10 protein-coding genes are annotated in these 13,818 nt (G+C 44.7%); 8 read left to right on the top strand and 2 right to left on the bottom strand.

Annotated elements, in window-relative coordinates:
- Positions 1-16: 16 nt before the first annotated feature.
- Positions 17-2,353: a glycoside hydrolase family 31 protein gene (locus H6F77_RS25035; RefSeq protein WP_190491633.1), complete on the bottom strand. Its 2,337-nt coding sequence runs from the start codon at positions 2,351-2,353 to the stop codon at positions 17-19.
- 999 nt (positions 2,354-3,352) lie between these two features.
- On the opposite strand from H6F77_RS25035, the gene H6F77_RS25030 reads away from it, so the two are divergent.
- The 5 genes from H6F77_RS25030 (at position 3,353) to H6F77_RS25010 (ending at position 8,620) form a co-directional block, all read left to right on the top strand.
- The gene (locus tag H6F77_RS25030) at positions 3,353-5,683 is read left to right on the top strand and encodes a sensor histidine kinase (RefSeq protein ID WP_190491632.1); all 2,331 of its coding nucleotides are present in this window, start codon (positions 3,353-3,355) and stop codon (positions 5,681-5,683) included.
- Positions 5,684-5,939: 256 nt separating this feature from the next.
- Positions 5,940-7,049, top strand: a complete 1,110-nt coding sequence (locus tag H6F77_RS25025) for a GDSL-type esterase/lipase family protein (RefSeq protein WP_190491631.1) — start codon at positions 5,940-5,942, stop codon at positions 7,047-7,049.
- A gap of 157 nt (positions 7,050-7,206) precedes the next feature.
- Positions 7,207-7,416 (top strand): RNA-binding S4 domain-containing protein, encoded by a 210-nt coding sequence (locus H6F77_RS25020; protein WP_190491630.1) that lies wholly within the window; start codon positions 7,207-7,209, stop codon positions 7,414-7,416.
- Positions 7,417-7,652: 236 nt separating this feature from the next.
- The gene (locus H6F77_RS25015) at positions 7,653-8,093 is read left to right on the top strand and encodes an SH3 domain-containing protein (RefSeq protein WP_190491629.1); all 441 of its coding nucleotides are present in this window, start codon (positions 7,653-7,655) and stop codon (positions 8,091-8,093) included.
- A 338-nt stretch (positions 8,094-8,431) separates the two neighbouring features.
- Entirely contained in the window at positions 8,432-8,620 is a 189-nt protein-coding gene (locus tag H6F77_RS25010; protein WP_190491628.1) for a bromodomain-containing protein, read from the top strand.
- Between the two features lie 190 nt (positions 8,621-8,810).
- Here H6F77_RS25010 and H6F77_RS25005 read toward each other — a convergent pair whose 3' ends face one another.
- Positions 8,811-9,308 carry a class I SAM-dependent methyltransferase gene (locus H6F77_RS25005; protein WP_190491627.1) on the bottom strand — a complete coding sequence of 166 codons (498 nt, stop codon included), beginning with the start codon at positions 9,306-9,308 and terminating at the stop codon, positions 8,811-8,813.
- Between the two features lie 176 nt (positions 9,309-9,484).
- Here H6F77_RS25005 and H6F77_RS28675 point away from each other — a divergent pair, with 176 nt between their 5' ends.
- From H6F77_RS28675 to H6F77_RS24990, 3 genes are all read left to right on the top strand, one after another.
- Positions 9,485-12,292, top strand: a complete 2,808-nt coding sequence (locus tag H6F77_RS28675; protein ID WP_190491626.1) for a S8 family serine peptidase — start codon at positions 9,485-9,487, stop codon at positions 12,290-12,292.
- 302 nt (positions 12,293-12,594) lie between these two features.
- The gene (locus tag H6F77_RS24995) at positions 12,595-12,843 is read left to right on the top strand and encodes a hypothetical protein (RefSeq protein ID WP_190491625.1); all 249 of its coding nucleotides are present in this window, start codon (positions 12,595-12,597) and stop codon (positions 12,841-12,843) included.
- A gap of 339 nt (positions 12,844-13,182) precedes the next feature.
- On the top strand, positions 13,183-13,818 hold the full coding sequence (locus tag H6F77_RS24990) for a hypothetical protein (protein WP_190491624.1): 636 nt from the start codon (positions 13,183-13,185) through the stop codon (positions 13,816-13,818).

Raw genomic sequence — 13,818 nt, 5'->3', positions numbered from 1 at the left:
TAAATAGAAAAATTTATTAAAATGTCAGGTTACGGGGCGTGCCATCATCTCTGAATCGTTGTTCTCCCACACCAACGAGTTGCACTATAATTTCCCGCGCTGCTGGTGTAAAATTGCCCTCACGTTGAGCAATTTCAACTATTGTTTGTTGCCCTTCAGAATAAACGCGATAAGTTGTTGTTGCCCAAGCGCCTGTCTGATATTCAAAGCTATGACCGTCGTCTTCGTAGAGGGTAAATTCGCCGTTTCCTGGGAAGATGCGTAATGTTAGCTCATCCAGAGGACGCTCGTCTGCATATTGCACTATGGGTGCGAGGGGAATAATAGCGCCAGCACGCACGTAGAGGGGCATCTGCTCTAGGGGTGCGTGGGCTAAAATATGCGTCGAGCCTTGGTAACGTTCGCCACTCCACCAGTCGTACCAAACGCCTTCGGGAAGATAGACGGCGCGGTACTCTACGCCAGGACGATAGACTGGTGCAGCCATTAGGGCCGAACCGAGCAATACTTGGTCGTAGAGGGCGTAAGTGTGGCGATCGCTTGGATAATGATAGAGCAAAGGGCGCAATATCGGTGCGCCTGTTGTTGTTGCTTCCCAGAATAAGGTGTAGATGTAGGGGAGTAGCTGATATCGCAGATTGATATATTCGCGGCAAATTTTCTCGGTGCGATCGCCAAATACCCAAGGTTCATGTCGCGCCGTACTCATCGCTGAATGTCCGCGCATCAATGGATAGAGTATCGCCACTTGCATCCAACGCGCAAACAACTCAGCCGTCGCATTTCCAGCAAAGCCGCCAACATCGCAACCCACAAAAGCCACGCCCGACAGCCCCATATTACACAGCATGGGCAGCGACATTTCTAGATGTTCCCACAGCGATTGGTTGTCACCCATCCACACCGATGACCAACGCTGAATGCCAGCATAACCCGATCGCGTTAAGACAAACGAGCGCTCGTTTGGGCGCGATCGCTCCAGTCCTTCGCAACACGCCTTAGACATCATCAACCCATACAAATTGTGGGTTTCCGCATGGTTAGATATCTCCTCGGCGTCACCTTGCGGCGTATCTAGGGGAAAGGCAATTTTTCTCCCACCATCCCCAAATGGGCGCTCGTCAATGGTGGGTTCGTTCATGTCGTTCCAGATACCAGCAACACCCACATCAGTTAAACTTTTTTGCAAATCGCCCCACCACTTACGCACTTCAGAGCGCATAAAGTCGGGAAATACAGACTTTTCAGGCCAGACGTAGCCGTGAAATAGCTTTCCGTCGGCTTTACGCACAAAGTAGTCGTGTTCGATACCTTCGTCGAATACGTGGTAATCACCCTCTGGCTCGTATTTAACGCCTGGATCGATAATTGTCACCGTCTTAAAGCCATTTTGCGCTAAGTCACCCACCAATTTTGCGGGATTGGCGAAGCGCTTGGGACTCCACGTAAACACGCGGTAGCCGCGCATATAGTCGATATCGAGATGGATGACATCGCAAGGAATGCGGCGATCGCGAAATTCCTTAGCCAATTCCCGCACGATCTCTTCCGACTCGTAACTCCAGCGACATTGGTGGTAGCCCAGCGCCCATTTTGGCGGTAGTTGCATTCTACCAGTGAGTTCAGTGTAGGTACTGAGAATTTGTGAGGGTTCGGGGCCGTAGATGATGTAGTAATCTAGTTCAGCCCCGCGTGTTTCCATTCGCAAGATACCTGGTTTTTCCGCGCCGATATCGAACTGGCTCCAGAAGGTTGTGTTAAAAAAGATACCGTAGGCTAATTCTGGGCGCAAACCAATAAAAAATGGAATCGCCTGGTACATTTCATCTGTAAGCGAATTATAGTCAAGCGCGTCAGTTGTCCAGTTGGTTTTTACTTCGCTAAGTTTGTCAAGCAGCCCAGTACGTTCGCCGAAGCCATAGAAGTGTTCGTCAGTTTCGATGCGTTTCCAAGCAGCAACAGCACCCATGCGCCAACCCATCCCTAAATCTGTATCGTGGGCGAAGGGTTTGCCAGTTTTATCGAAGCAGGCGATGCGACAGGGGTTGCGGTAAACGCACGCACGCATTTGTTGGGTTTCGATTTCTACCGCTTCATCAGATTCTCGCAACTCAAACGGTACAGTTGGCCATTCTCCATCATCTAGGGTTACTGCCCAAGATCGACGCGGCATAAAATCGCCCGTTGGTGTTAGTCGCACGCGGATTAAGTTGGGCGCTAGGACGCTGAGGACGATGAGGGAACCGCCACAAGCGAAGCGAATGCAGCGTTCGTCGCGGTTTATAATTTGTACCGGGCCAAGGGTTGACCAAGGCTGTTCCGTTTTTTGGAGTTGTCCGAAGTATTGCGGCATAGATTCAAGGATTTTGCGATGAGAAGCATTTATTATTTATCGTTCGTGGTTCATTCTTCATCCTTCCCTTGGGGGTTCTACCGCAGATTTTTACCTACAGAGTAGCTGTCAGAGTTGTACGTGTTTGAGAGGGAATAAATATTCGATTTTGCGAGAATTCAGGAGGAATTAGGCGTTAAGAGCTGTAAAGTGCGTTTGACCACTTTTTTCAAGATTAATAGTTCTTTTTAGTCGAAAAGTTAGGCAAGATGTTTCGTTTGTTTTTTGATTGAGGTGGTAAGGGATAATGAGTGGTACAAAAACTGTTCCCTAATTACCAATTAAGAGCGATCGCTCCAATCCCTACGGTAATAAATTTTGACATATCTTCCCCTTACTTGCGTGGGAGTAAAAAACATAATTTTTGATCCCCCTGCAAACATAAGCTTTGAATTACGCTTCCCTCTTAAACTAGACAAATAAGGGGGGTGGGGGGATATTGGTAGGCTTTTTATGTTAGTTGGCTTCGGGGTGATGCTGCGAATACCGAAACATCAACAGGTTAATTACAGTTGCTGTTGTTGGGATTGCTCAAGTGAGTTTATACTTTAGATCTATGCCAAATTTACGGCTAAATTGTTAAAAATGTAGATAAATACAGGTTAACCCCAGGTTAACTAGAAGCAATAAAATAAAGTTGCGATCGCGCAAATCCAGGCCAGTTATAATACGCAGCCTTACCCATCGTATCTCGGATCGCAGCTGGCAGCGAATAGATCGAGTACAACATAATTGTTACCCCTAAAGCAGCTCGGCAGAAATACACCACTGGCTCCATAGCAGGGGTGGGTAAACCCACTCCTGAGAGCGAACCTTAACCTGAGACATTGCACTGTCTAAAGATTTCCGCTGCTATGAAGGGAAATATTTTTCTGTTGCTGAAGTATTCGATTGAGCAGCAATTATATATCTTTTTTGTTCAGCGATTGTGACTACTTCAGCAGTTGATGAGGAGCAAGAATGAGAGTATCGTTGCCTGATAACGAAATAGACAGAATCGAGGCGCTTTTGCAGTATAAAATCCTCGACACAGCACCTGAAGAGTCATTCGACGATCTCACCCGTTTAGCTTCTTATATTTGTGAAACTCCCATTGCTTTAATCAGCCTAATTGATACAAAACGCCAATGGATCAAGTCAAAAGTGGGTTTGGATCTTGTGGAAACACCCCGCGATGACGCCTTTTGCGCCCATACAATTTTACAATCTGACGTTTTTATAGTTCCTGATGCGCTAGCTGATGAACGGTTTGCCACTAACCCCCTAGTAACATCCGAACCCTATATACGGTTTTACGCGGGTATCCCCGTAATTACCCCTGATGGACACGCACTGGGAGCGCTCTGCGCGATCGATCGCGTACCAAGGGAACTCAGCCCGAAACAATTAGAGGCATTGCGAACGATTGCCCGCCGAGTAACCCAGCAACTAGAGCTACGGCACAACTTAGAAAGTCTGAAACTAGCACCGACTAATGAGTATAAGCTAGCAGAGAAAACGCGCAGGAAATTCTTTAAAAAAATTGCCGGAGGATTTGGGTTAACTTCGACAATTTTAGTTTTGATTGCTACAGTTTCATACCATAGCATCAGAGAAGTAATTAATACCAGCAAACAGGTTGCACAAACTCAAAAGAAGATCACCAAGCTTGAAGAATTACTCTCGTATATGAAGGATGCGGAGACTGGACAACGCGGCTATATTATTACTGGAAAAAATTATTATTTGGAACCTTACGAAGTTGCAGTTGAAAATGTCGAACGACAAATTGATGAGCTTAGGAAACTAACAGCAGATAACCCCAAACACCAGCAGCAGATTGATATCCTGGTTCCGCTGATTGCCGCAAAATCATCCGAACTCAAACAGACTATTGAATTGCGATCGACCAAAGGGTTTGAGGCTGCATTGCAAGTAGTGTTGAGCGATCGCGGAAAGTCACTTATGGATAATATCCGCTACACTATTCGCGAAATGGAGAATGAGGAGGCAAGACTATTAAACCAGCGCGCTGCAATTGCTCAAACCAGCGCCCGCAACACAATCGTTATAGTCTCGGCTGGCATCATCCTGACTTTTGTGATTCTCGCTTTGGTCTACTACTTAATTTATCGTGAGATGACCGATCGCAAGCGGGCAGAGCAGGCATTGAAAGTACAACAGCAGTGGCTAGAAGTTACGCTTTCAAGCATCGGTGATGCTGTCATTACCACTGACACATCAGCAGTTATCACTTTTATGAATCCTGTAGCACAAGCGCTAACAGGATGGCCTATTAACGAAGCTAAGGAACGAAAAATTGATGAGGTCTTTTGTATTATCAACGAGCAGACGCGACAGCCTGCTGAAATTCCTGTAGAACGGGCATTGCGCGAGGGTATTGTTCTTGAATTAGCTGATAATACAATTTTGATCCAAAGGGATGGTAGAGAAATACCAATTGATGACAGTGTTGCACCCATTCGCTCTAAAAATGGGGTGTTACAGGGAGCGGTGTTGATATTCCGCGACATCAGCAAGCGTAAGCTAGCTGAAGCGGAAATGTACAAAACGCTGGAAAAAGAAAAAGAACTCAACGAACTAAAATCCCGCTTTGTATCAATGGCTTCTCACGAATTCCGCACTCCGCTATCCACGATCTTATTTTCTGCCGGGTTGCTAGAAGATTATGGCCATAAATTAGCAGAAGATAAAAAAATCACTCATCTGCATCGCATTCAAGCAGGTGTTCAAAGGATGACGGAGTTGTTGGATGATGTGCTGCTTATCGGAAAAGCCGAAGCGAAAAAATTAGAGTTTAAACCAGCCCTCCTCGATCTAGAAAACTTCTGCCGCGAACTTGTGGAAGAAATTGTTTTGGGTGTTGGTATTCAACATAAGGTTAATTTCGTAGTACGCAATAGTTTGAATTCTAGCTCTACAGGGAGCTACACCAATGCTCATATGGATGAAAAGCTACTACGGCACATCCTCAATAATTTACTTTCAAATGCTATTAAGTATTCCCCTGAAGGTAGCACTGTAGATTTTGAAATTAATTGTGAGGATGAACAAGCCATCTTTTACATTAAAGACGCTGGCATAGGCATTCCTCCTGAAGATTTAAAAAGACTGTATGAGAGTTTTCATAGGGCGAAAAACGTCGGTACGATTCGGGGTACTGGTCTGGGATTAGCAATTGTTAAAAGGTCGGTTGACTTACATGGTGGTCAAATTGATGTCAAGAGTGAAGTTGGGGTTGGAACTACGTTTACTGTGAGGCTACCCTTGAACAATCAAGAAAAAAACTGATGGTAATTTGCAGGATTGAAGACGCGGCAGATCGCACCAATGGGGTATATCGATTTAGATTTACTCACCCGAATCGACAAAACTCTCGATCGAGGAAGAAGCTTAGAATAATGACAAACTGAAGATTCTATGCCAAAGGATATGGTATAGTCACGCGCCTGACTGTATGCGTTGCTAGGCAAATGCCCTATCAAACTTTCCGGACTTTAACAACAAAGCCTGTGAAAGGGAGAAGAGGACATGATGGAGTGACGGAATGAGCCATTTTTATCTACTGGCTACAGGTCTTTTAACGCAAGGGTCAATATCAGATGGGGCGATCGCTAATCCTTCTACGCTACCACCAGACCCACCTTTAGCACAGTTTGATGCCTACGATACGGAGTTTTTGCAACTTGTTGGTAACCACAGCGTCCCTAGTTTAGAATTGCCGACTTTGGAATTCAGCAGTTTGTTGGATCGCCCGCTTGCTGATGGTTCCCCAATTGCAGGTTTGCCAACATCAGCGATCGCGCTCAACTCTCAATTTAGTCCTGAGTCGGTTGTTGGGAGTCGAGAAACTACTGCCCTACAAAACTCAAAACTATCTAATCCAATTCTTTTATCTGACGTAAAGTTTACCGGTTCAGATATTATCAAGAATTCAGATAATTTATCTGATTTTGCAACTATAAAACCCATCTCGGGAACTCAGCTATTTTACCAACGGGTAGCAGCGTTACAATCTGGGCAGATTTATACGCGCTTGCCTGCTTATAGCTTTAAATCCTATTGGGAGAAGGCTAAGAAAAAACCCGCCTATGAGCAGTGGAAGCGCTTATTAGTAAAGGAAGCAAAAGCGATCGCGCACGGTCGGGGCGAGAATCGTCTAGCTATCTTAGTTGGAGATTCTCTTACATTGTGGTTTCCTCAAGAGAAACTTCCCTATGGAACTTTGTGGCTAAATCAGGGAATTTCTGGGGATAATTCCACTGGTATTTTAAAAAGATTGTCAGCTTTTTCTCAAACACAACCCGATGCTATTTATGTTCTAGCTGGCGTCAATGATTTAAAACAAGGTGCTACAAACGAGGCGATTCTTAGTAATATCAGGCAGATAATTCGCCGCTTGCGCTTAAATCACCCACGTTCTGAGGTAGTTGTGCAATCAATTTTGCCCACGCGGGTGTCAACAATTTCTAACATTCGGATTCGTTATCTTAACAGGCAAATAGCTGCGATCGCTCAACAACAAGGGGCAAGCTATTTAGATCTTCATTCTCGTTTTACCGATCTTGAAGGCAATTTGCGTGCTGATTTGACAACAGATGGAGTGCATCTGACTCGTCGCGGCTACGATCTTTGGGAATTGGCCCTTCAGAAGTAGAAGGCGTGCTGTTTAAACTATGCCCCTTAAAAAGGGAGGCTATAGAATTTTCGCCCCTTTTTACGGGGCATTTTTGTAAGCCCTGAAGCGAAACGAGAGCATTCTGGCGATCGCTGTTTGTACAATTAAACATAGCAAGTTGAGTGCAAAACTTATTATGACGACAAGCGGCAACACAATTAAACTCGACCAGTTTTTAAAGCTTCTAGGTGTAGCGGAAACTGGTGGGCACGCCAAACTGATGATTCAAGGGGGCGAGGTAAAAGTCAACGGCACGATCGAAACCCGACGAGGACGGCAATTAGTAGAAGGCGATCGCGTGATGGTTGAAGGGCAAACTTTTTCTGTTAATTTGGGCGATTCCTGATGCGTTCGTTTTAGGATTTGGTTTCGATTATTTCTTTTTATCGCCAAAGGCTAAAACTCCACGTAAGAGCATAGCGATTCCGCTTATGAGAATAGCGATCGCTATTCCACCTGTTACTAAGTCTAGCCAAGCTGTATTTTCCATTTGCTTCTCCTGCACGTTTGCCATTTTTATTTTTGGGCATACTTTAATTATGGCAGAGCGCGATCGCCCCAAACATTAATATTGCCTTTATTATGAATTACCGCCTAATTGCGATAAAAATCATTGGTTTAGTTTACAGCCTTAATTCTGTAGCCTTTGCCCAAGACATAGATAAAAGCTCTCCAAATAGATTCGGAGACTACTACAGCAATGATGCTCCAGTTAAAGCAACTCTCCCCCTTAATTCTAGTTTGATGGCAGGTTCGGTGTGGCGTGTTGTTAGTAATAATTTAAACTGTCGCAGCACCCCAGGAACAAATAACCGGATTATCAAGAAGTTTAATAAAGATGATGTAATTCAAGCCGAAGTGGGGCGTGGTGGTTCTGATGAAGTTCTCCTTAATGCCAGAGACATTGCAGGTAAGCCCTGGATGCCTGTTAGGTACGAGCGGGCTAAAAATAGTCCAGATAGAATGAGGTGTTACGTTAGAGCAAATAGTCGTTATATTACACCATATATGCGCGATCGCTGACGTGCTGAAACAACAGTTATTGATACAAATTGAAAATATATTTTTATCTCTAACAATGACTTAGATGGCTATAAATTTCGCCATTTATATTGTTATACCAACGCTCTTTAATTTTAAAGATATTGTCGAATAGGAGAAAATTCATGCTTAAGTAATAGGCCTAAAAGCCTATACATCAAAATGTAAGAGCTGAGTATGACTTATAATTTGGATCTTCTCAACAAGCCCATTTTTTGAGCCAGGAGTTATCATGTAAAGCTATAATTCTGCCTCTGGACAGACACCGCTAGCCCTGACATCGCACATCCTTGATATTAAGGTAATTAGGAGGCAGAAACATGGATATCAAGTACAAGTGGAAAAATGGCGCTCCCCCAACCCGAGATGAAGCGGCACGGAGCGAACATCTACTAGATGAAAGTCAATTTAACAGCGAACACGACCACCAGATGGCAGAACAAGACGCTCGCAAGCATCTGGGCGTACCTACGGAAACTACAGATTCAGACCGACCTGTGTTACCATAAGCTGCTCCAGAAACGGGTCTAGGTATCGAATAAATATGGCATTCTAGGGGTGGTTTTGCACAAAGCTGATATCTAGTGTTGAAAGTGTCATTAATTAATTGAAAAATACTGAAAGCGACGCAACGGAGGGAGCGCTTAGTTTTGTTTGTCGGTTTAAAAAAGCTGTAGGTTTTATTGGCGCGATCGCACCTTAGACCTGTGGAATATCCTCTGGCATTACCCAGTAGTAGAGGGTGGATTCTTCGTCTTCTGAGGAAATCATTTGAATTGTACGATCGGGCTTCCAATTACCTATGTCGAAGTCATGAGACACGATGCGCGTACCGGGCTTGAGCTGGCAAAATAGTTGGGGTACTAGCTTGAGATTAAGATGGGGTAATAGGTACAGAAAAATAACCGTAGCATCACTGAAATCACACTCAAACAAATTTTGTTGGCGAAACTCTACGCGATCGCTAACTCCAGCAAGAAAAGCGTTTTCCTTAGCGATGCGTATGCGTTCTGGATCGATGTCGATACCGACACCCCGCGCACCACACTGTTGAGCCGCCGCGATCGCCACTCGTCCATCTCCACTGCCCAAATCGTAAAGAATGTCATTAGAATTCACATTGGCTAGAGCGAGCATTGCATTGACAAGATCTAAAGCTGTCGGAATGTAACCAATGTCTGGCCTTAAGTGGTTCATCTTTTGCTCTTGGGCATCAGTCAATGGAACTGGCAGGCAACTTAAAGATTTGGCAAAGTTCTAAGTTTACTCGTATAAACACAGTTGTCGCCCGTCCGGGGGCAGAGTAGACGTAGATTAGAGACTTCATAAAAATATTGACGCCTGTCTGACAGCCATACAGGTGTAATTATCGTATGCCTAGCACATCAAATTTGCAAGAACGCCTCAGCTCCAACGGGTCTAGCTTTCAAGAGCTGACTCCACCAACATTGGGAACATCAGCGATCGCGCCCGGACTCAGCGTTCCTACCTACAATTCCAGCAGTACTGCGCCCTCCGTCTCGGCATCAACCCCTCCAAGCAGTGCTGTGAAAGGCTACGACTTCAACAGCGATGGCAAAAGCGACATACTCTGGCGCAACTATGCGACAGGGCAAAATGTCGTGTGGCAGATGAACGGCACAACCTTCACTAACGGTTTGTTCCTCACCTCAAACAATGACCTCAACTGGAAATTAGAAGGGACAGGTGACTTTACGGGCGATGGCAAAAACGACGACCTGCTCTGGCGCAACTATGCGACGGGACAAAATGTCGTGTGGGAGATGAACGGCACAACCTTCGCTAACGGTATATTCCTCACCTCAAACAACGACCTCAACTGGCAAATATCGGGAACGGGCGACTTCAACGGCGATCGCAAAAGCGATATAGTTTGGCGCAACTATGCGACAGGGCAAAATGTCGTGTGGGAGATGAACGGCACAACCTTCGCTAACGGTATATTCCTCACCTCAAACAACGACCTCAACTGGCAAATATCGGGAACGGGCGACTTCAACGGTGATGGCAAAAGCGATTTAGTCTGGCGCAACTATGCGACGGGGCAAAATGCCGTGTGGGAGATGAATGGCACAACCTTCGCTAATAGTTTGTTACTCACCTCGAACAACGACCTCAACTGGGAGATTGGGCTAAATGATGCGGTTCTAGAGAAGGCCCCCAACACAGTAGCTTATGCCCGCGACATAACAGTAAGTTCTAGCATCACCACATATAAAGATTCGGTAGGCAGCTCTGACAGGAATGACTACTATAAATTCACTTTCGGCACGAAAAGCGACTTCAATTTAGCTGTCAACGGCTTGGGTGCAAATGCTGACGTGCAACTCCTCAACAGCAGCGGAGCAGTTATCTATAGTTCGGTAAATTCCGACACAGCAGCAGAGGGGATTAATACTAACCTTAATGCAGACACTTATTACATTCGCGTCTACTCCGCTACAAACGCGAATACTAGCTACAATCTGAGCGTAACTACTGTATTTACAGCTCCCAGTTTCAGCAGCGTTAGTGCCATAGATGCTTCTGGTGACAACACTAACAATACCGTTTTTCAGAATGGGGCTATAAATTTTAGCTATAACTTGACAAACCCGGCATTTTTGTCAAATGTTCGGTTGTTAGTAACGAGCAATGGCAACGTTGTATCTACTCTAGGAACTTGGACTGGAGATAGTTTATCCAATCAGTTAATAAACCTGGCTAACTTTTCCAGCTTGACTGGGGGTGATTATCAACTCCTCGCGGTTGCGCGCACTACCAACGATCAAGACATTTTCTCCTCTTCCCAGGCTATGAAAGTTTTGGGTTGGAATCAAACTAATGGCACTTTTGCTGCTGACACCCTCAATTACTCAGCTGGTCTAGGAACTGGTGCTGTCATTACAGGTCGCGGCGGTACGGACACGGTAGATCTTTTTAATGTCTCCCGCGCTAATGTTACGAGTATAAATGGCATCAGCCTTAGTGCTTTTAATCCGTTGTATGGTTCGACAAATAATCAAGCGATCTTCGGCGGTACAGCTTTTGACTATTTAACTCTAGCTGATGGCCGGGAGCTTTACTTCCAAGGCATTGAAAACCTTAAGTTTTCAGATGGTTCAAGATTAGAACTGCAAGTTCGCACCAATGACACTTACTTCGGCGAACAGTGGAATCTCCATGTATCTGATGTAGATAGTGCATGGCGTTTTACTCAAGGTTCTAAAAATGTGCTGTTGGTTTCTTTGGATACTGGAATTTTGACACAAGCTGGAGGGAGTGGCGGTATAACTGACATTTCAACAAGTAGGTTAATTACCGATCCATCCGATGATGATAACTACAACGATCATGGGCACGGGCATCTTTCTACCAGCATCATGTCTTCGACTGCTAACAACAACTCAGGTATTGCTGGCATTAACTGGAATAGCAATGTGTATATTAATGATGTTTACAACGGCGTATCTCTACAGCAAGGAATAAAGGATGCAATAAGTTACGCACGAGCAAATAATCAGCGGGTTGTTTTTCAGGGTGGAATTCAAGGTGAGGGTTGGCTTAATTATGGTGGCACGCAAGCGGAGCTAGAGCAATTAATCAAAAATAACTCCGATATTGCTTTTTTTGCTGTTGCCGCAGGTAATGGTGGCCCTGGCGGTAATCTTGACGATCCGGATTATCTAACCAGTGTTAGCGGTGTAGCTAAGTTAGAAACTACTCACAGCAATGTAGTATCTGTTGGGGCGCTTTTACCAGCAAAAGATAATGGTGGGTATTATGATTATTCCCCAAATTATGTCAATAACTTAAAGAACCCCCAAGGCGTAGCTCTTGCGCCATATTCCAACCGGGGTTCTAATTTAACCTTAGTTGCTGCTACAAATTCGCCAGCTATGAATAAGCTAGGGCAGATGGAAATATTTGGAGGAACGTCTTCCGCTAATCCCAATATGGCTGGAATTGCCTCTCTGGTTTGGAGCGTTAATAGTAACTTGGATGGTGGGCAAGTACGTCAAATTCTAGTTGATACAGCGATGGATTTGGGAACAACTGGCCGGGATAATACTTATGGCTATGGATTAGTTAATGCGGATGCGGCTGTGCGTCGTTCTTGGGCACTAGCGAGTAACTATAACCTTGCCAATCTTTATTCTAGTGTCTCATGGCTTGTGTGATGCTCTTGCTTGACACCCCACGCTCTTTCTAAAAGTGTTATTTTGAATTCGCCCAATTTGTTAGTTATGAAATACCGCAAGAAAGAGCAATAGAATAAAACCTCATTCAGACGTTGCATTTAGGGAAACAGGATTAAGGAAATTATTGCGATTTATGAGGAGGTGCAGCCGGAAATTTACAAGCCTAGCATCAAAAAAATAAATATTATAAGCCTTCAGACTGAGGTAAGCATCAACTAAAATTTCAACACTTGTTACAGAACTAACAGCAAGCTTTGTGCTTTGTACAAGGAGGAAATAGGATGAGTTCACAGCAACCCATGCACGTTGATGCAGTAGGCGCTGATGCTAATGGCAGTGGTTTCCTTACGGCGGATGCAGGCCCGGATACCTCACGCGCTGATTATTCAAGCGATCGCCCGCAAGACCTCAATGACTCTAGCCACGATAGCGAAAACGTTGATATCCCAATTCCCAAAGGCCCTGGCGTAGATTTTAGCGGTAATGTTGTCGATCGTCAGATGAGATCTATTAACCAGACGCCGGGATGACATCACCCAGCATCAACGCTGGGACTGGACAACAAATGTCGCTTAGCACGTTTGCTATATTCAGATACCCGACTTCTATAAGAAATCGGGTATCTCGCTTCACGAATCATTTAGGACTGCGATAAAAATATTTCAGCTATATTAATTAAAGGGCAATCGAAATAATATATTTTTTTCTTTAACAACATTTTACTATTTGTTTGCAACAAATAGATTTTTTGCATAATCAAGCGAAAATTTAGCTTGAAAAAATTATTATGAGTTTTTAATGAAAGGTGCGCTAAAGGCAAAAATTTGCTAAAACAATACTTTGCGATGTAGCAATTAGGGTTAAAGGCAATGGATGAAGTCGTCAAAAAAATTGCGGCTTTAGGATTACCGGGTGTAATTCTGGTCATCACAATGGCTGCTACTGGTTTAACCGGGGCTGCTGCTATTACAGCAGCTTTAGCCTTCTTGGGTGGCCCTGGGGGAATGTTAGGGGGAATGGCTGTTTTAGGGCTGACGGGATTAATTACTGATGCTTTGGCTAAAGTGGGGCTTGAGGATTTACTAACGGCGATTTATTGCCAACGACGACAGTCTGAAGCGGCTGGGAAGCTTTTAGAAGAGATTAATTCGTTGTCGCTATTTGATGGCGATATTAGGGATAGGCTAAAAGTAACTGTAATAGATGGGTGCGGTTGTTCGACTGCGGTAAACGCTCAAACTTCGGATGCAACACAAGAAGCGATCGCGCTTTTAGAAAGTGTCCCCGGTATAACTCCAGCACACCACAGAGACTTTAAAAGTTCCGACCCAATTATCAGGCTGAGGGACGGAACAGCAGTGAAAACCTGGAAAAATCCTCTGGGAGTTGACCACGTTTTCTTAGCCGATGCTAATGACCGGATGGTTTACGGTGGTTATGTAGGCTGGATTCATAGTGACGGATTAAAGGACGCGATCGCGCGAATTAGAAGCAACTTAACCTAG

This window comes from Microcoleus sp. FACHB-831 (assembly GCF_014695585.1).
In the GTDB taxonomy this organism is placed as follows: Bacteria; Cyanobacteriota; Cyanobacteriia; order Cyanobacteriales; family FACHB-T130; genus FACHB-831.
The sequence above is the reverse complement of the archived record's forward strand: the minus strand, read 5'-3'. Positions and strand labels throughout refer to the sequence as shown.

Coding starts and splice junctions, on each gene's coding strand:
- H6F77_RS25035 (WP_190491633.1), bottom strand. CDS start 2,353: ATGCCGCAATACTTCGGACAACTCCAAAAAACGGAACAGCCTTGGTCA.
- H6F77_RS25030 (WP_190491632.1), top strand. CDS start 3,353: ATGAGAGTATCGTTGCCTGATAACGAAATAGACAGAATCGAGGCGCTT.
- H6F77_RS25025 (WP_190491631.1), top strand. CDS start 5,940: ATGAGCCATTTTTATCTACTGGCTACAGGTCTTTTAACGCAAGGGTCA.
- H6F77_RS25020 (WP_190491630.1), top strand. CDS start 7,207: ATGACGACAAGCGGCAACACAATTAAACTCGACCAGTTTTTAAAGCTT.
- H6F77_RS25015 (WP_190491629.1), top strand. CDS start 7,653: ATGAATTACCGCCTAATTGCGATAAAAATCATTGGTTTAGTTTACAGC.
- H6F77_RS25010 (WP_190491628.1), top strand. CDS start 8,432: ATGGATATCAAGTACAAGTGGAAAAATGGCGCTCCCCCAACCCGAGAT.
- H6F77_RS25005 (WP_190491627.1), bottom strand. CDS start 9,308: ATGAACCACTTAAGGCCAGACATTGGTTACATTCCGACAGCTTTAGAT.
- H6F77_RS28675 (WP_190491626.1), top strand. CDS start 9,485: ATGCCTAGCACATCAAATTTGCAAGAACGCCTCAGCTCCAACGGGTCT.
- H6F77_RS24995 (WP_190491625.1), top strand. CDS start 12,595: ATGAGTTCACAGCAACCCATGCACGTTGATGCAGTAGGCGCTGATGCT.
- H6F77_RS24990 (WP_190491624.1), top strand. CDS start 13,183: ATGGATGAAGTCGTCAAAAAAATTGCGGCTTTAGGATTACCGGGTGTA.